Consider the following 17,474-nt stretch of genomic DNA (forward strand, 5'->3'; position numbering starts at 1 on the left):
TTTATAGAAATTAGGACTTAATGGGGAAAATACATAAGTATCATTACTTTATGAAAAGGGTGAGCTATTATCGCGTCTGCTATCTCTTACTATACTAAGAATAAAAAAACAGTCACAGTTCGAGAAGTAACCATATTGGATGCAGAAAGGATGTTACTTGCTGGATCGAAAGCATTAAAGGATGCTCCGTTTATGCTAAGTACAGCCGAGGACATGCAGAAGCTTACTGTTGAAGATATGAAGAAGTTGTTAAAGACTTATGTCCAAAACTCGAACTATGTCCAATTTGTTGCTGAAGTTGACGGTGAACTGGTAGGTGCTATTGAATTTAAAAGCGGTGATAAAGAGAAAATTAGCCATCAAGGTTCTTTTGCAATGACAGTGCTCCCTGAGTATCGTAATTACGGTATTGGAAGAGCATTATTAACAACATTAATCAATTGGGCCAAAAATAATAGTAAAGTTGAAAAAGTTTGCCTAGAAGTAATGGATGGTAACATTGGAGCTATAAATTTATATAAAAAGATGGGATTTGTTGAGGAAGGAAGAAAAATAAAAGGTGTAAAGTTGGAAGACTGTTATCAAGATTTAATTTTAATGGCTATATTTATTTAAACTTTACATTGGTTATTATTTTTCTTCTTAGACTAAAGAGGCAGTTAAACATAGAGACATTGATCTGAAAAGTCAATGTCTTTTGTTTTTGTAGGAATTTTTTACCTGTAATATATGATAAGATAAGAATGCACGTTCGTTTTTTGCGATATAAATATTTTGGGGAGGTAACTAATGGAAAAAATAAGCTATTCAAGAGTTTGGGATTTAGATAAAGTTTTTATAGGGGGAAGCAAATCAAGTCAATTTTTAGAACATATGAATCGATTAGTAGCTCTTGTAAATATATTAGAAAGTAGTATTAAATCATTAATTACACCACTTTCAATAAATGAAGTAATTAAAGTGGTCCCTTTAATAGAAAACATCGCCACCATTCGCTTGTACTTATCGCAAGCTAATTCTTTTATCACTTGTCTCCTTGCAGAAAATCCAAGGGACCAAGAAGCTGCGACTTTACGAGGAAAAGTTGCTCAAGAGGAATCCCGTTTTGAAAAAGAATTATCGAAAGTAAAGAAGATATTTACATACACAAAGGAAGATGTTTGGGAAAGCATGCTAGAAACCGAAAAATTACAAGAATATAGATTTATTCTTAATGAATGGCGGGAAAATGCAGATAAGAATTTGTCAGAAGCAGAGATTAATTTAATTTCAGACTTGATGGTTGATGGATACCATGCTTGGGGACATTTCTATAATAATCTAGTAAGTAGTATAAACGTAAATATACAAATTAATGGAAAAGAAGAAAATCTATCAGTTGGACAAGCCATTAACTTGCGGTCGCATCATAATGAAGAAGTGCGTAAAGAAGCTCATTATGTACTAGAGTCTATATGGAAAGAGAAAGAAGAATTATTTAGTAAAATAATAAATAACATTGCCGGCTTTCGTATACAGGTAAATAACAAACGAGGGATTAAAAGTATATTAGAAGATCCACTGAAAAAGAACAGAATGAAGGAAAAAACGCTGAATACGATGTGGACAGTGATTAGTAAATATAAACAACCTTTCTCAAGTTACTTGGAGCGAAAAGCTGAAATGATAGACGGAACTGGTATGAAGGCTTATAACTTTTGGGCTCCCGCCATAAAAAGTAATCGTGTGATAACATTTGAGGAAGCTGCAACGCTTATTACAGAATATTTTAGTCAATTTGGTTCCGAGTTAGAGGGCTTCGTTAGGAAGGCTTTCTATGAAGGATGGATAGAGACGGAAGATCGTCCCAATAAGTCCGCAATTTCGTTTTGCGCTGGTTTTCCACTCACAGGTGAATCGAGGGTTTTTATGACATTTAACGGGACTCTGTTAAATATGTTAACTCTTGTTCATGAACTGGGGCATGCTTTCCATAATCATGCCATGAAGTCTGTTAATGGGTTGAATAAACGTTATCCGTTAAGCATTGCTGAAACTGCTTCAACCTTCTCTGAAATGATTATTTTTGATGCTGCTATGAAAAAGGCAAATTCAAGAGAAGAAAAAATATTTATTCTGGATGAAAAATTAAAACGTAGTGTAATGAACTTTATGAATATTCATTCGAGATTCTTATTTGAGCAGAGATTTTACAAGGAACGTAATGAAGGCATTGTTTCAGCCAATCGACTAAATCAGTTGATGGAAGAATCAATTAATGAGGCGTATGCTGGTTCCCTAGAACAACCTTCAATTTATTCTTGGGTTTGGACACCACACTACTATATTACTCAATCGCCTTTTTATAATTTCCCATATACTTTTGGGTATTTATTTGCATTAGGCATCTATGCAAAGGCAAAGGAGAAAGGAAAAGATTTTGAGAAAGATTATTTAAAATTACTTCGTGATTCTGGAAGTATGTCTGTGGAAGAGTTAGTTATGAAACATTTGGGAGAAGATATTACTTCTGAGGAATTCTGGGAAAAAGGAATGGAATTGTGCGTCAAAGATGCAGAAGAATTTATAGAACTAACATCTTCTTAAACCTATTAGAGGGTTGATTCAAAGAATGGATTGACGCTTTATGAGAAAGTAAGCAGGTTAGTGAAAAAGAGAGTAATTAGATGACCATAGCGATAAATGTTATTCTCAAAAGAATCGAGGAAAAATATGTCCCAAGATGGAATTGTCTTAGTGGCAAGTGTATCAATCTTTAGTAATGATAAAGTCTTAATAATAAAAGAGAATAAACCTAATGCTGTTGATAAATGGAACTTTCCAAGTGGACGTATTGAATATGGTGAAGACATCCTCTATTCAGCTAAAAGGGAAGTTAAAGAGGAAACAGGGCTGGACGTCAAACTGATTGGTACTACTGGGGTATATAATTTTATCAGTAGTACGAATAGCCAGATTATTTTATTTCACTTTATTGGTGTGATTACTGGAGGTGCCTTATATCTCGAAGAAGATGAAATTTCTGATAGCAAGTGGATAAAAGTGAGTGATTTTGTAACATTTGATAATAAAGACTTGCGGGAACCAATTGTTATTAAGCAAATACTTGATAACTTACTAAAAGAGAAATTACACTCAATTAGCATGTATAATGAGCAACTTTTTAAATAGATCTTCTTTAGCTAGCGTATGCGTTGATCGAGAAGGATTAACGCTCTTTTTGTAGAATATTCTTATTCAACATAAGATGCATGATTGTACAATAAGTCAATCGATTAGTATTCATTTATGTTTAAATTTGAGGGGGAGAATATTGAAGAAAGCACTACTAATTATTGACGTTCAAAATGGTATGTTTCAAGAAGGTAATGTTGTATATAAAGGGGATGGGTTACTTCAAAATTTAAAGAATCTAATTTCTCAAGCACGTTCTAATAAAACACCAATTTTTTATATACAGCATAATGCACCTGCTGGTAAACCTTTAGAATATGGCACAAAGGGTTGGGAGATTCATCCTGAAATTAGTCCTAACACTCAAGATGTAATCATTCAAAAAACTACTCCTGATTCATTTTTTAATACGACTTTGGATGAAGAACTGAAAAAACAAGGGATTGAACATTTAGTAATTGCAGGAATTCAAACAGAAGCGTGTGTTGATACAACTTGTAGAAGAGCTTTTAGTATGGAATATAAGGTTACTCTAGCTTCGGATACACACAGTACTTGGGATTCACAAGATATTACTGCGCAACAAATTATAAATCATCATAACGGAGTATTACGTTGGTTTGCAGATGTTAATCCGAGTACAGATATTACATTTGTCAGCTGATTGTGAAGTTGTACGCATAAAGTAAAGGGTGCTTTAGCACAATAAGGAATAAAAATAAAGAGCCGAAAATATGCTAGTGTTTATGCATTACTTTACTTGCCTATTTTGGCTCCTTTTACATTGATAGATACTGCCGTTTATAGCATATTTTAATTGCCAAATAAATAGGCGATCAATAAGCGCACTAGAGTGTGAGGTGAATTATCCGGGATTTATTGGATTTAAAAATGTTGCTTATGCATTTGGAATGAAACCATCAGAATTTATGCAAAACTGGAAAATACAACTAATCTATTATCGATTGAACTCAATGAACCAGAAAAAGAAGGTTAAGTAAAAACTAAATTCTTAGTAAATAATAAATCAATCTGAAGACATAATGATTCTTTTTTATTGTAGCTTAATAAACGAAAAACACCTTTATACTAAGGTGTTTTCTGTGTTTTTTTTATCTTTTTTCTATAGGTTGATCTAATAATCCTATGTAGTTCGTCCTTTGGCTTTCCATTTATTACAGATACAATAAATTCTTTATCCAAGGGAAAACCATTATTAACAATTCCGTCTTTATTAGCTTTGATTATTATCTTACTAATGCTACTACATGTTGCATATTCCTTTATGACCCACTTTTCTGTACAATCTACTTCATAATAATTTACCAACTGAATATAGGCTTGTAGCTTTCTTACTTCTTTTTTTGCTCGCTCTAGAGTTAGATAGGTGTACGACATTTAATCAACTCCTTATTCTGGGTAACCATACACAAAATTAGCAATTAATAAAGTGCTTTGAAACAAGCTTTTACTCTTTTAAAATTTTCAAGCATTCCCTCAAAACTGCTTCATTATTAATAATTATAATGTTGAGTTTTTTTCGGGCCCTAGTTACCATTTGGAAAAGCATTTTTGTTGGATGATAATAGGGGGTTGTTTGCCAACCTTTAGTAGAAAGTTTTCCGTTTTTTGAGTAATAAAAGTGTTCATCTATGACAGCGGCAACATTATCAAATTCTTGCCCAATTACTTTATGTGCACTATCTTCAGTGTAGGTTTGAAATCTGTCATAAGGATAATCTGTATATCTAGAAGGTGTGTAATTTATAATTTTCCAACCTTCATCTTTAAGTATATCTAAATATTTTTTCCCCCCAAGTGGGGTTGAGAAATAGTGCAGAGATATATTAGTGTATTTTTGGGTGGGATTTCTTTTGGACAAATCAAATAAGTTTTTTATAAATGATGCTATCTCTTTATTTGTTCTAATTTTCTCGGTTAATTTGAAATGATTAGGAGAAACTTCATTAGTAATGAATTGTGGAATGTTTGCCTTTATTTCCCAACTCGCAAGACATTGTTGAGAATCATAACTGAAAATACACTTCGCATTCGTTTTCATTACCTTTTGTAAAAATACTTCCAATTGTAACTTTATAATTCTTTGTGTTTCGTCCAGTATGATTAGATCGTATTTATTTAAATTATATGATTCGTGGTATTTAATTCCTGAGATTTCCCACGAGTGGTCATCACGTAATTTAATATGCCCATCATTTAATGTTCCGCAGTGAAAAATAAGAACACGTTTTGAGTTATTTCGGTATTCTTTAGCAATATCGTAGGTTAAAAGAGTCTTACCAGTTCCGGCTTGGCCTTCAAGAGAGATAAAGCAAGGACCAGTTTCAGTATTTAATTTTAATATGTTGTTTTTAACTATTTCTTGGTGTTCTGTTAAAAAATATTTATCTTCTAAAAAAGCTTCTGTTGAATTAAAAGGAGAAACCAAATAATTTGAAGGATTAAATAACTTATCGATATCTTCAATTGGGCTTAATTTCTGTTCGTTTAATTCAGAAATTAAAAAAGCTAAATCAGCTTCTACTAATTCTTCTTGCTCATTTAAGTAATATAGCTGCTCTTCTCCAGAAACATAAGTAAAGTTTAATAACCTTTTACCAAGAAATCCTAAATAGTATTTGTTTTTTATAAGCTGTTTCTTTATTTTTTCACCAGTATTTTCTCTTTTAAGTTCAATATTAATAATACTATTTTCACCGAATCGTAATAAATCGAACTCCTTACCTATTTGATTAATAGTAAAACCTACATAAAAACCCTCAAACATATATATTTCTTTTAAGATTTTTATAAGATTAGATACTAATGAATTTAAATCTTCTAATTCACTATCTTTTATTTTAATTTCAAAATTACTCTTGTATAATTCGAAAACTTGTAAATCTAATGTTTTTTTGGCGTTAATTAATGATAATAAATTCAAAGGTTTCAAGAAAATTAATCCTTTCTATGATATTTATAAAATACAATTAAAGTTCCCCCTTTTAGTCTATCATAATTTTTGGTTAATAATGTAATAACAAAGTGTAGCTTGGACCTTGCAGGCAAGCAATAAACAATTGAGCTTAAAATTATGGAGTTAAACCTACAGTTACAGAGAGAGGATATAAGTTAGTTGGGATGATTAACGGTAAGCTCTCCGCATTACGATGGATTCTGGGTGATGACTTGGATTGTTGGATACGTAAATCTTGAACCGTTTGGTAGGATTCTTCAATTTTGAAAACTTTCATTGTAATATATGTACTTTAAAAAGTTGGTTATTAATTAAAAAACATGGCAGCAGTGGTACATTTTTATGGCCGAAATCAATTTCAATTAAAAAATGATACATATATTTAAAACATGATGAAAGGTACCGAAACACTTCTATAACTATCTAAAAGTTGATATATTGAAAAAATGCTCAGGTTTTTATTCACTGAGCATTTTTGGGGTATTATAGTATTGAATTTTTTATTTACAAGGTCTAATTTTATTAGGATTTTTGATTCGAATTATATTGTATTCTCTTTATATTTAACAGTCTTTATAATCCTTGTATTGCAGGGGAAAAAGGTGAATCGTCATAAGAAAAAAAGGGCTCAGAGAACCTCATTAAGGTATATACGTCATTGATCTTTTCTAAGTGGCACAACTGTATCTTTGTTTGGATTGTTTAATAGTCTTCGTAGCTTGTTGTTTTCTTGTTCTAACCTGAATATATTTTTATAATCATCTTCTTTTTGTTGGAATAAAGATTTCAACTCTTTTTCAAGTTCTTGGATTTGTATAGTTAATTCAAAATTATCCACCAATTGTTGCTGTAGTCCGTCAAATAGATTATCGAAATCACTATTTTTAATTTTAATTTTTTGAGTTCTGTTAACCCCTAAAATATCTTCTTTTATTATTTCTGCGGTACGTTTATCAATGTAGGCTTGTAAAGTATTTGAGTTGTTGTAAATTGTGCTTCTCTGAATACCAGTGGCGGACGAAACGCTACTAACGTTAATTTTAGTTAACACTTTTATTTTTTTTAGAGTTTGTTTTTGTTCAAATAGTATTTTTTGAAAGTAATCTTCAATTTGCATTAGCTGTTCTTGAATGATTGTTCGTTGATTGCTAAATTCGCCGATACCATAGTGTCTAGCTCGTTCTTCAACGAATCCTTTAAGTTTACTTTGCTGATCCATTCTTCAACCTCCTTATCAATCGTATTTAGTCGATTAACAATACCTTTTAAATTTGGATAATTTGTCATAACATAAGTTAGACCATACTCATTTAAAATGGATTTTAACAAGGTATATTCAGGTTTTAAACGATTTTCAACGAATTTTTTTAATGCTGTAAATTCTACCTGATATGCTCGTTCATATATTTCATTAGATTCAAAAAGAGACTTATTATGTTCAACAATTTTTGCTTTTTCCATAAACCGCTTCAAGGTAAAGTCGAAGGACTTTAAATCTGGAAATTGTGGAGAGAGATAGTACCATTTTTCAAAAGTGGCAAGTCTATCTTGCCGCTCACACAACTGACTTACGGCTTTTCTACATAACCCAACTAGTGACTCTTGTAATGGATTATTCTTCCATATAAAGAGTATTTCTTCTAAATCCTTATATATATTGAACTTCTTCTTTTTAAGAAACTTATTGATTGTATCATATGCTTCTTTCAATTCTATGTCAGATAATTCATTTTCTGTTATTTTATTTGGCTCTAATTTCTTTCCATCATTTGAAGCACGATACAAAATAGTTTGTTTTATTATTTCATCATCACGAAAATAATGTTTAGTCATGTCCTCATATATGTGGTTCATATGCTCTTTAATCCATTCTATTGTAACGCGGTCCTTTAAAATGTTTGCTACTGCTACACGGAATTGGTGAGGGCTTACGGTATAAAATTTTTGCCCTATCCAATTTTTACTTTTGTATTCACCATACTCCCTGAATCTGGAAAGAGACATTTCCATTTCATTGAGTGCCAGCCGTTCATAATCTGTAAGAGAGTCTATTTTCAATTTTGCTTGGTTTCTATGAAAAAAATTCATTAGTCTGTTATATAGGGTTGTATTACCATACACGTTTCCAGTTTGAGTTAGTAGCATATTATTAGTTTTGAATTTTCTTCTTTGTTCTTCTGTTAGTTTTTCAAGTAATCTATATGCCTTTACCGTGTCAGGATATGCTTTTGCTTTTGTCCACCGTCCTTCTTTTGTTCCAGTAGTCTTATATGTGAAAAAGTTTAGAATATAAGCCTTTTCTTTTCCGTTGAATATAGATATTTCTTCTAATTTATTTGCTTCTAACAAACGGAGTTCACTTCTACGCATGCCAGTATGTGCCAATATAACGATTAAACATGCAACTATTCGATTAAATAATACAAGGGTTTCATCTTCCATATCCTCTATTGCACATTTTATAATTTGCTTAAATAAAGCTTCTGGTATATTTGCGGTTTTGCCTTCGCTGCTTTCTGCACTTATCTCTGCTCTTGAAATGCTCTTGAAAATTGGTTGAAAGAGATGATAATCCATTTCATAGCCACCAATTTCGAGCTCTTCAATAAACCTTTTTATAGCAGTAATAATTTTGAATTTATAATCTTTAGTTTTGTTTTCAAATCTTTTAAGATAATCTTTAACTAAAATCGGTGTAATATGTTTTACATGGAAAATGTATTTTTCTGATTCTAAATATTTAATAAAACGACTAATTTGGTAGTGATATTTTTTTGTCGTAGGAAACCTATTGTTTGTTAGTAATAGTTCGCGAATTATTACTAATTTAAGTGTTACACGAAATGACTGTGAGTTTATTTGAGCAAAGTCATATTTAAAATCCCAAGTTTGATGAACTTTTTTCTTGCTTGAAAAATCCCAATAATTATCCGAAAATCTTATTTCTCCAGTAATATATTCATCTGTTTCTATAAATCCATCATTGATTTGGTTTTTCTCTCTACTACATATTCTTGCAACGTTTTCTACACACCAATCAATGTCTTCTCTTAAAATTAAATTATCCATTTTGATCCTCCATCAAAGCATACATTTCAGCTAAATATGTTGCATATAGTTCAATCAATGCTTTGTAATAATTCCGTTCAGTATTTGATGAAGCATTCTCTAGGGAGTCTTTAAACCTTTTTATTCTTGTCTCAAATAAAGAATTACGTTCTGTGGAGGTGATGAAGTATCTACAAGTAAGACATTTATAAAAACTTTCTTCATATTCTTCCTTACCATAACTTTTTACGCACTCTTTACTAGAACAACTTCCCGCATCATTTTGAACGGGGGGGAGCTCTTTAAGTGAAGCGTCATCTGTAATAACTCTACCAACTGATTCCTTTTCACCTATATAAACGTCATGAAGAGCTTCTAAATAATCCCTTGCTCTTCTTTTTTTACTAAGATAGTGTTTTTGTGCTATCTTTGCTGTATTACCTGTAAGTGTAGAAACTTGTAATGTTGAAATTTGTCCACTTTCGACCAACTCATAGGCATTGTTAATATGAGTATCTCTAGCAGAATAAGGTGCATATTTTTCTTCAATCATTGTTGAGTTGTATAGTTCGGTAATAATTTTTGTGAACTCTTTATTATAGCGACGATGGAGACTAACCACTTGTCCTTTGATATTCCTACTCAGCCCTATGAAAATAAACGTCTTTAAATCTCCGTATGCCTTCTCGTAAATTGTATGCGACAGAGTTATTGCCCTTTCAATTAGTCGGATTTTATCAATCGTAAAAACATCGGTAATTAGAGTGCCATTCGAAGTTTTGCTGTAGTATGTTATCTTTCCGAATTTTTCATCCGCCTTTGTTACACAATTCCTCTGTAAACTTAGAATCTCACCAATTCTTAACTTAGTTGTCATGGATAATTGAAACACAATAAACAATAGTTGATCTTCATCTGAATACCATTTATTCCTTAAGGTATCCCTTATTACTTCAAAATCTTTTTGAGATATCGGTTTTCCTTCTTGGAATTTTTCTACATCTACTTCATGCCATTGATTAATTACCAATGTCGGTATATTGTATTTTTCCTGAAAATAATTTAAGAAAGAACGTAATATGGTTATAATCCCATTAATAGTTGTTGCCTTTAAATCACTTCGCAGGGTCAGTTTAGTATAAAAATAAAAGAGAAATTCATTAGAAAACAATTTTTCGGTCGTGTCTTTGTTTACATACGATAATTTCCTTCTATTATTAAAAAATTCATTTGCTTCATTTAGGAAGTGAATTAAATGTATAAATCTATTTATTCTATGACTACTTTTGGTACGCCAAACAAACTCTTTAAGATCTTTCCTCAAGTCTATATCCTTTACTACTTCAAAATTCAATAAGGAATTTTCTTTGTTCCCTATATACTTAACCTTATCCTTACCTAAAAGGAGCCATTTGTTTGAAAAGGGGACTTCCTCTAATTCGTTTAAACGAATTATTTCATAATCCTCATAAATAGCGTTCTTATGGTGAATAGATAAAAAAATATCAGTATTAAAAGAAACTGTATTAAATAGCTTATTCCCATTTTCATTATAATGAAATTGATCAAGAAATCTGTAGAATCTAATTAGCAAATTATATGGGAAATCACATTTATTTGAGGGTACTAGCGAAAATTTCTTATACAATTGGTCGAAAAACCTTAACTGATTCTTGAAAGTACATTCGTTAAAATCATTTAAATTATTTATGTCAAATGCAGACAAACTTTCTTCAAAAAACACAAATAATATTCTGTAATAAGTAGAGGTAAATGCTGAGTTTTTGAATTCAGTGTTTAATTTATTAATAAATGTGTTCAATAGGGTAAATAAAAAAACATTATCAGTATTGATAAAAATATTGGTAAAATAGGTTGTTTTACCAATACCATTACATTCATATGTAACAATTTGATGCGGCTTAGAAATTAATGGGAAATTAGTGCGGATATTTTGGGTTAAGTGGGATTCTGTAACATCTTGAAGGTGTTTTAACTTGAATTCCACTCCTAAAAAAATATGGTTATATTTTTTTAGGTATAACTTCACATCTGGGCTTTTGACGTTGAAGGCAGCGAAGGAAAAAAAATTACTAAACAATTTTCTCCAAGGATTTATATTAGCTTTCTCATACAACTTAGACCCATACAATATTTTACAGTAATTCTCCCATGTTAAATCTTTTTCTACAGAAACGTGATTTGTCAAAAGAGTAAAGAATACAGAAAGTATTCTCTTTTGTTCACCACCCCTTTGTATAAATCTCTTGTTTGAAGATATAATCTCTACCCAAGAACCTGATTTAAGCCAATCTTGTAACAAATTATTCAAGTCTTTGTTTTGGATTTTAATTTCATGCTTTGCATAGAAATCCATTAAATCCTCTAAAGCTAAAAGGTTACTCAAAATTGTATTTCTCCTTGGAGTTTTTAGTGTATAATTCTTGTAATTCAATTTGGTCTTCTTCATCTGGATTATAGTAGGCCTTACAACTATTAATGTTTCGATGACGCATTAACTCTGCTAGCTGAATTATTAATATGCCGTCCTTTACTTTTTTCATAGCGAATGCATGTCTAAAACGATGACTAAGGTTTGTGGTTTTTGACACTTTGTCTATTTGAATCCCGGCTTTATCAAAAATTCCTCTTAGCACATAATTCCATCCCCCTTGCGTGAGAGGGAAATAATTTTGGTGACTTAGAAAAATATATTGATTTTCATTATTTACTAATGGTATAGCACTAATTTTGTCGGCCGTTGATTTAGATTTAAGATTTTCCTTTTTCATTGGTGAATGAATTAATATTCTAGGGTTTCTTGTTTCATCAATGTATTCTTCCATCAGCTCTGCCAGTTCATTATCAATTATTACAGTTTGAAATCCATATCCGTATGCCGTCATATTTTGGGAATAGTAATCCTCTTTTGAAGTTGGAGTTATCACACCTTTTGCTTTTTGCCATGGAGCATCGGATAGCCTGTTTCGTATTATGAGTTTTGATTTTTCATTATTGATGGGTTCTATGTCCTCAAGTGTAAGTCCTAATACTTCTCCTAAACGTAATCCGTAATGATACATTAAATCAATGATTATTCTGTCTCTCAAACTATAACTTATTTCAACTATCTCCATTATTATTTTATATTCATTTTCCTTAATATATTTTGGAGTGTTCTGACGGACAAGAGTGGGCGACAGATTATTTTTAAGTTTTCTCTTTTGAAAGTTTCTTTTTTTACTTAATATGCGTTTTAAGATTTCAATGTCTTTTACTATGAACATTGCTTCATAAAAATCAATATATATACCTAGATAGGATGCAATAGTATCTTTGTTCCTTGTAGTCTTCAAGTCTAATTTTAAAGATATTCCATCTTTAAATCCTCCTTCTAAAAAGCTAATTAATCGGTCTGCATTTTCCTTATTTAATCCTTCACTGTGGTTATTGATATGAAATAACTCCAGAAAGGAGTAAAATAATTTCAATGCATTAAAAGCGCGTTCTCTGTTTTTATAGCTAGCATTTTCTAGTATAGAATTTAAATAGTAATTGGCCTCATATATAAGCTTTCCTCTTAAATCAAACAACATAAAATATTTATGTTTTTTTATTGTTGATTCTTTTATAAACCCTAGTGTACCTACTTGCTTAATTAATTTTCCTTCACTATCAAACCTTTCATATAAAGTTCCTATTTTTGTTTGTCTGTCCTTTATTATCATTATATAAACCCCCAAAAATCTTAAAGGTCCTCGAACTACGTTCTGCGGAGTGCTGTCCTCGCACCGAGGCTATGTCCTCTTAAAATTCATTTATTATCTATTAAAATTACTCCTATTCATTTAAACATCATTCTCACTATTCATAATATAATATTAAGTTGGTTCTAAGCCAATTTATTATTTAACCACTTATACAATTCACTCACTGTTCATAAGGCAGCGGCAAGACGACTACCCTTTATTCCATGCTTTCTGAAACCTCGGATTTAGTCAATCGCAGTGTCATTACCCTTGAAGATCCGATTGAAAAACCGAGCGACACAGTACTGCAGGTTCAGGTCAATGAACGCGCTGGAATTTCATACTCCGCTGGCTTGAAAGCCATTTTACGGCATGATCCGGATATTATCATGGTTGGGGAAATTCGGGATAAAGAAACTGCTGAAACGGCGATAAGAGCATCGCTGACAGGACATCTCGTCCTGACGACGATGCATACAAGGGATGCAAGAGGAGCGATTTACAGGCTGATTGAATTCGGGATCAATTGGCTTGAGATTGAACAGACATTGATTGCAGTAACGGCTCAAAGGCTCGTTGAACTTACGTGTCCATATTGTGAAGGGACGTGCTCGCCATTTTGCTATTCATCAGGCAGCGGCAAAAGAGGAAATATCTTCGAAATCCTTACGGGGAAGGATTTATCTGCCGTACTGAAGGAAGCAAAGGGGGAACAGCAAAACTATCGATACAAGACTCTCAAAGATGCAATCCGGAAAGGAATCGCACTGGGGTACATCAAGGAGTCAGAGTACCAGAGGTGGGTTCTCAATGATGGACAGTAAGTGGCCAGTCGCCGAACAGGCCAGGTTTCTCAAAAGGACGGGAGAATTGCTGTCGCGCGGTTATTCTCTCTCAGAAGCAATTGAATCGATGACTTTTTATTTGGAGAAGAACAGAAAAGCGGAGATTAAAAGAAGCCTAGGAAAGCTGCGTGAAGGATTTCCCCTATATCTGATTCTTGAAGAATTGAATTTTAAAAGGGACTTAGTCAGCTATGTTTATTTTGCCGAGCAGCATGGCGGGCTGGCCCGCACCCTGACTGAGGGCAGCGACATGGTCATAAAGCGGGACGCGGACTACCAGAGATTAAGAAGGCTTGCTGGATATCCAGTATTACTCTTGATGCTTACATTCATTTTATTATTTTTCGTCAACAAGATTTTGCTTCCGAAATTCAACTCTCTATTTTTAGACATGAATCTGGCTCCGAATATATTCATGCAAACCATCGGGGCGGCAGCCTCTATTCTTCCATACTTGCTATATGGCCTTCTTGGTACCATTACACTTCTCGTTTTATACTACTTCATCAGCTTTAAGAACATCCATCCTCTAAAACAAATAATGATGCTTGTGAAGCTTCCGGTTGCCGGCAAATTTGTCAGGCTTCTTTACTCACACTATTTCTCAGTACAGTTAAGTTATTTGTTTTCTGGCGGCCTTTCAGTTCTAGCTGCATTGAAGGTGTTTGAGCAAAACATGCATGAACCTTTTTCAAGGGAATTGGGGAAGGATATGATTTCAAAGTTGGCTGCTGGCCAGGATTTTGACAAGGCAGCTGGAGAGTATTTGTTTTTTGAAGCAGAGCTGCCGAAGATCATCAGGCATGGGCAGAAGAACGGCAAGCTGGATCAGGAACTTTATTTTTACAGCAGGCATTGCCTGAAAGAACTCGAAGAAAAAACAGAAAGTGCAATGAAAGCAGTGCAGCCGATTTTGTACAGCTTTATTGGCCTCCTTGTCGTTTCATTGTACCTAGCCATATTATTGCCTATGTTTCAAATGATGAAAGGAATTTAGCATTTTTAAATGCGGAAAATTAAAGGAGAATGCATGATGAAAAATCAAAAGGGCTTTACTTTGATAGAAATGATGATTGTTTTGCTGGTGATCTCTGTTCTTCTGATTATTACAGTCCCTAATATATCTTCACATAGTTCGAAAATTAATACGAAGGGCTGCGAAGGTTATATAAAAATGGTCGAGGCACAGGTACAGGCATACAAAATTGACAACAAGGTGATTCCTAACTTTGAACAGCTTCAAACGGGCAAATATCTGAAAAACACAGGGGCCAAATGTCCAGACGGTACTGGGCTTGTGATTACTACTGAAGGTGCGGTGCTTACGGAAGAAGAGTTCGCTGCGACCGGCCAATGAACCACTCTGGAGGTTTTACGATGGTCGAAATGCTGATTGTGCTTTCGGCATTCTTGATGCTCTCCCTCACATCTGCTTTCCTGTTTACACCCCAAAAAGACATGCTCGAAAAAGAGCTTTTCTTTTCACAATTGAAATCCGACCTTCTGTACAGCCAGCAATACGCGATGTCCCATCAAGAGACGATTACTTTCCATTTCGTGCCCGAAAATAATTCCTACCATATCCACAGAATGGATTATTATGCTCCGTTTCTGGCCGAAAGACATTACTCTTCTGACATCAAAGTGGAAAGAGGGACGTTGAATTTAATGTTCCAATATAAGCCGGATGGGAATATCGATAGCTTTGGTTCTATTTATATCACTGCAGGATCAAGGAAATATAAGATGATGATCCAGATAGGAAAGGGCAGATTTTATGTTATGGAGGAATGATGGATTTTTTCTCAGTGAGATGCTGCTATCATTGGCCGCGTTTTTCATGGGTGCTGCGATATTGCTTCCAATTGCCATACATGTCAGCAACCAGACAATGGAGTCCGAAAGAAATGCGGAAGCCAGCCATTTATTATATGACGAACTGATGTACTTGAAAATTACTGGAACCAGTTCTGGCAGAGAAAATATTACGCAGAATGGCGAGCTGTATTATATTAATGTCACAAAGAATGAGGGAGATTCTTTGTGGGAGGTTTGTGTCCATTATGATGATCAAAAAAAATGTGCTTCTTCAGAGTGAAAGAGGCTTCACTATGGCTGAGATGCTTTTATCAGTAATGCTATTTTTGATGATTGCCTCCATGCTGCCTTTAGGTATGAAAATCATCCTTGACCAGCGTGTTGCTGAGACGTTAGAGAGGAAAATGGAGTGGGAGGTCTTCAGCAGCCAGGTAAAAAGAGAAATTCGTTCAGCACAGCAAATGACTGTTCAGCCAGACAGACTGTTTATGAAGGTTGATGAGCAAATTATACTTTATGAGAAGTATAATTCCAGCATGCGGAGAAGGGTGGATTTCAAGGGACATGAAATCCTGGTACAAAACCTTTCAAGCTTCAGTTTTGGAAAAATAGCTGATGGAGTTGAGATTAAGGCAAGGGATTTAAAAGGAAGGGATTATCAGGTCAGGATCCATCAATTTTACCAAACTGGGGGTGTGGAACCATAAATCAACAAGGTTTTGTCTATCCACTGACGATGATTTTTTTACTATTGATGTCATTTTCTTTGCTTATATTGACTGAGAATTATGTTGCCGGAAAAAAATTCGCAAAAGAAACAGAGACAATACGGCTGCAGGAGTATTATATGCTATGTTCGGTCAAACAGACGGAATCCATGAGGAGCGAGGGATCCTTGCCGGCTTCAGGTATACTGAAATATCGGTCAGGAGATGTTTCCTTTCAAATACGTGAGGTGTCAGGAAAAGTGGAAGAAGTCATCTTCACCCTTAATCTCACCAGCGGGGAAAAGACTCTTGGTATAGCCCAATATGACAAGGATACCGGCTCAATGGTAAGATGGAGGGAAAAGAAGTGACAGGTGAATTAACGAAATGAACGCTATCTATCTTATTGGGTTTATGGGTTCGGGAAAGACAACCATTTCACAGGAATTGGCTAATAAACTGGAAGTATCAGTGTACGATTCAGATCAGGAAATTGTCCATAAGGCCGGAAAGACGATCAATGAAATCTTTGCCATTGATGGTGAAGAGGAATTCCGCCGCCTGGAGACCGAGGTGTTGTATTCAATGCCGGAAGCAGATGCCGTTGTCGCTACTGGAGGTGGAATTATTGGAGCAGAAAAGAACAGGTTGTTCTTAAAGGAAAAAGCGAATGTTGTCTTCCTTCATGCTGAAATCCGTATCATCATGGATAGGCTCAGAAATGACGATACCAGGCCATTATTAAGGAAAGCCAATAGAGAAGCTGCGGAAACATTATACCATAGCAGGCTGCCATTATACCGAGATACGGCTACGATCGAAGTGGATACCTCTGGGAAAGCTGTTTCAATGATTGTCGATGAAATCATCCAGCGTATGAAAAAATAACTCATGGTTATACTTGATAAGGAGCGAAGGATGGTGTAACCATGAAAACAAATGATTACGTAAAATACCTAACCCAGACCGTAGTAAAATATATTGATCAGCCCAAAGAAGAGCGCCAGAGGATGAAGCAGGCAAAAAAAGACGCAGAAGCCACTTTTATGTTCAGGTGGTTTGGCATTCTGCCATTTATGCTGATGTCGAGTATCAAAAAGAAAAAGAAATAACAGGAAAACCCGGCTTTAACAGGAGCCGGGTTTGTTTTTTGTAC

At 33.8% G+C, this 17,474-nt stretch carries 18 protein-coding genes and 1 pseudogene; 13 read left to right on the forward strand and 6 right to left on the reverse strand.

The annotated features are described in order from the left end of the window. Nucleotides 1–150: 150 nt before the first annotated feature. The 4 genes from J7E37_RS01405 (at nt 151) to J7E37_RS01420 (ending at nt 3,838) form a co-directional block, all read left to right on the forward strand. On the forward strand, nt 151–615 hold the full coding sequence (locus tag J7E37_RS01405) for a GNAT family N-acetyltransferase (protein WP_215022027.1): 465 nt from the start codon (nt 151–153) through the stop codon (nt 613–615). Nucleotides 616–789: 174 nt separating this feature from the next. Continuing rightward, nucleotides 790–2,586 (forward strand): M3 family oligoendopeptidase, encoded by a 1,797-nt coding sequence (locus J7E37_RS01410; protein ID WP_215021970.1) that lies wholly within the window; start codon nt 790–792, stop codon nt 2,584–2,586. Between the two features lie 126 nt (nt 2,587–2,712). Further along, nucleotides 2,713–3,171: an NUDIX hydrolase gene (locus J7E37_RS01415; RefSeq protein ID WP_215021973.1), complete on the forward strand. Its 459-nt coding sequence runs from the start codon at nt 2,713–2,715 to the stop codon at nt 3,169–3,171. Nucleotides 3,172–3,313: 142 nt separating this feature from the next. Next, entirely contained in the window at nt 3,314–3,838 is a 525-nt protein-coding gene (locus tag J7E37_RS01420) for a cysteine hydrolase family protein (protein ID WP_215021975.1), read from the forward strand. Between the two features lie 425 nt (nt 3,839–4,263). Here the strand turns inward: J7E37_RS01420 and J7E37_RS01425 are convergent, their stop codons facing one another. The 6 genes from J7E37_RS01425 to J7E37_RS01450 all read right to left on the reverse strand — a co-directional run bounded on the left by J7E37_RS01425 (nt 4,264) and on the right by J7E37_RS01450 (nt 12,927). Then, nucleotides 4,264–4,572, reverse strand: coding sequence for a hypothetical protein (locus tag J7E37_RS01425; RefSeq protein WP_215021977.1), 309 nt, complete (start codon nt 4,570–4,572; stop codon nt 4,264–4,266). Between the two features lie 70 nt (nt 4,573–4,642). Beyond that, nucleotides 4,643–6,127 carry a DNA/RNA helicase domain-containing protein gene (locus J7E37_RS01430; RefSeq protein ID WP_215021979.1) on the reverse strand — a complete coding sequence of 495 codons (1,485 nt, stop codon included), beginning with the start codon at nt 6,125–6,127 and terminating at the stop codon, nt 4,643–4,645. Between the two features lie 679 nt (nt 6,128–6,806). Beyond that, a complete protein-coding gene (locus J7E37_RS01435) occupies nt 6,807–7,370 on the reverse strand; it encodes a hypothetical protein (protein ID WP_215021982.1) in 564 nt (187 codons plus the stop codon). Continuing rightward, nucleotides 7,268–9,220, reverse strand: a complete 1,953-nt coding sequence (locus J7E37_RS01440) for a hypothetical protein (RefSeq protein WP_215021984.1) — start codon at nt 9,218–9,220, stop codon at nt 7,268–7,270. The genes J7E37_RS01435 and J7E37_RS01440 overlap by 103 nt, the downstream gene beginning before the upstream one ends. Continuing rightward, the gene (locus J7E37_RS01445) at nt 9,213–11,606 is read right to left on the reverse strand and encodes a hypothetical protein (protein ID WP_215021986.1); all 2,394 of its coding nucleotides are present in this window, start codon (nt 11,604–11,606) and stop codon (nt 9,213–9,215) included. The genes J7E37_RS01440 and J7E37_RS01445 overlap by 8 nt, the downstream gene beginning before the upstream one ends. After that, a complete protein-coding gene (locus J7E37_RS01450; protein ID WP_215021988.1) occupies nt 11,599–12,927 on the reverse strand; it encodes a tyrosine-type recombinase/integrase in 1,329 nt (442 codons plus the stop codon). The genes J7E37_RS01445 and J7E37_RS01450 overlap by 8 nt, the downstream gene beginning before the upstream one ends. Nucleotides 12,928–13,142: 215 nt before the next feature. On the opposite strand from J7E37_RS01450, the pseudogene J7E37_RS01455 reads away from it, so the two are divergent. The 9 genes and pseudogenes from J7E37_RS01455 to J7E37_RS01495 form a co-directional block, all read left to right on the forward strand. Next, nucleotides 13,143–13,772: pseudogene (locus J7E37_RS01455) on the forward strand (ATPase, T2SS/T4P/T4SS family); the annotation flags it as partial. Continuing rightward, a complete protein-coding gene (gene comGB / locus J7E37_RS01460; RefSeq protein ID WP_214778345.1) occupies nt 13,759–14,790 on the forward strand; it encodes a competence type IV pilus assembly protein ComGB in 1,032 nt (343 codons plus the stop codon). The pseudogene J7E37_RS01455 and the gene comGB, both read left to right, overlap by 14 nt. Before the next feature lie 36 nt (nt 14,791–14,826). Continuing rightward, nucleotides 14,827–15,150, forward strand: a complete 324-nt coding sequence (gene comGC, locus J7E37_RS01465; RefSeq protein WP_214778347.1) for a competence type IV pilus major pilin ComGC — start codon at nt 14,827–14,829, stop codon at nt 15,148–15,150. Nucleotides 15,151–15,170: 20 nt separating this feature from the next. Beyond that, nucleotides 15,171–15,587, forward strand: a complete 417-nt coding sequence (comGD, locus tag J7E37_RS01470; RefSeq protein ID WP_251009388.1) for a competence type IV pilus minor pilin ComGD — start codon at nt 15,171–15,173, stop codon at nt 15,585–15,587. After that, on the forward strand, nt 15,571–15,891 hold the full coding sequence (locus J7E37_RS01475; RefSeq protein WP_214778351.1) for a hypothetical protein: 321 nt from the start codon (nt 15,571–15,573) through the stop codon (nt 15,889–15,891). Before comGD ends, J7E37_RS01475 begins: the two co-directional genes overlap by 17 nt. Further along, nucleotides 15,857–16,318: a competence type IV pilus minor pilin ComGF gene (gene comGF / locus J7E37_RS01480; protein WP_214778353.1), complete on the forward strand. Its 462-nt coding sequence runs from the start codon at nt 15,857–15,859 to the stop codon at nt 16,316–16,318. The genes J7E37_RS01475 and comGF overlap by 35 nt, the downstream gene beginning before the upstream one ends. A gap of 47 nt (nt 16,319–16,365) precedes the next feature. Beyond that, nucleotides 16,366–16,689, forward strand: a complete 324-nt coding sequence (gene comGG, locus J7E37_RS01485; protein WP_285290284.1) for a competence type IV pilus minor pilin ComGG — start codon at nt 16,366–16,368, stop codon at nt 16,687–16,689. A 16-nt stretch (nt 16,690–16,705) separates the two neighbouring features. Beyond that, nucleotides 16,706–17,206 carry a shikimate kinase gene (locus J7E37_RS01490; protein WP_214778357.1) on the forward strand — a complete coding sequence of 167 codons (501 nt, stop codon included), beginning with the start codon at nt 16,706–16,708 and terminating at the stop codon, nt 17,204–17,206. Nucleotides 17,207–17,247: 41 nt separating this feature from the next. Continuing rightward, a complete protein-coding gene (locus J7E37_RS01495) occupies nt 17,248–17,430 on the forward strand; it encodes a YqzE family protein (RefSeq protein WP_214778360.1) in 183 nt (60 codons plus the stop codon). The last annotated feature ends 44 nt before the right edge of the window (nt 17,431–17,474 follow it).

This window comes from Bacillus sp. ISL-39, from assembly GCF_018613295.1.
Lineage (GTDB): Bacteria > Bacillota > Bacilli > Bacillales > Cytobacillaceae > Mesobacillus.

Coding starts and splice junctions, on each gene's coding strand:
- J7E37_RS01440 (WP_215021984.1), bottom strand. CDS start 9,220: ATGGATAATTTAATTTTAAGAGAAGACATTGATTGGTGTGTAGAAAAC.
- J7E37_RS01435 (WP_215021982.1), bottom strand. CDS start 7,370: ATGGATCAGCAAAGTAAACTTAAAGGATTCGTTGAAGAACGAGCTAGA.
- comGB (WP_214778345.1), top strand. CDS start 13,759: ATGATGGACAGTAAGTGGCCAGTCGCCGAACAGGCCAGGTTTCTCAAA.
- J7E37_RS01450 (WP_215021988.1), bottom strand. CDS start 12,927: ATGATAATAAAGGACAGACAAACAAAAATAGGAACTTTATATGAAAGG.
- J7E37_RS01495 (WP_214778360.1), top strand. CDS start 17,248: ATGAAAACAAATGATTACGTAAAATACCTAACCCAGACCGTAGTAAAA.
- J7E37_RS01425 (WP_215021977.1), bottom strand. CDS start 4,572: ATGTCGTACACCTATCTAACTCTAGAGCGAGCAAAAAAAGAAGTAAGA.
- J7E37_RS01405 (WP_215022027.1), top strand. CDS start 151: ATGTTACTTGCTGGATCGAAAGCATTAAAGGATGCTCCGTTTATGCTA.
- J7E37_RS01490 (WP_214778357.1), top strand. CDS start 16,706: ATGAACGCTATCTATCTTATTGGGTTTATGGGTTCGGGAAAGACAACC.
- comGD (WP_251009388.1), top strand. CDS start 15,171: ATGGTCGAAATGCTGATTGTGCTTTCGGCATTCTTGATGCTCTCCCTC.
- comGC (WP_214778347.1), top strand. CDS start 14,827: ATGAAAAATCAAAAGGGCTTTACTTTGATAGAAATGATGATTGTTTTG.
- comGG (WP_285290284.1), top strand. CDS start 16,366: ATGTCATTTTCTTTGCTTATATTGACTGAGAATTATGTTGCCGGAAAA.
- J7E37_RS01410 (WP_215021970.1), top strand. CDS start 790: ATGGAAAAAATAAGCTATTCAAGAGTTTGGGATTTAGATAAAGTTTTT.
- J7E37_RS01475 (WP_214778351.1), top strand. CDS start 15,571: ATGTTATGGAGGAATGATGGATTTTTTCTCAGTGAGATGCTGCTATCA.
- J7E37_RS01415 (WP_215021973.1), top strand. CDS start 2,713: ATGTCCCAAGATGGAATTGTCTTAGTGGCAAGTGTATCAATCTTTAGT.
- comGF (WP_214778353.1), top strand. CDS start 15,857: ATGATGATCAAAAAAAATGTGCTTCTTCAGAGTGAAAGAGGCTTCACT.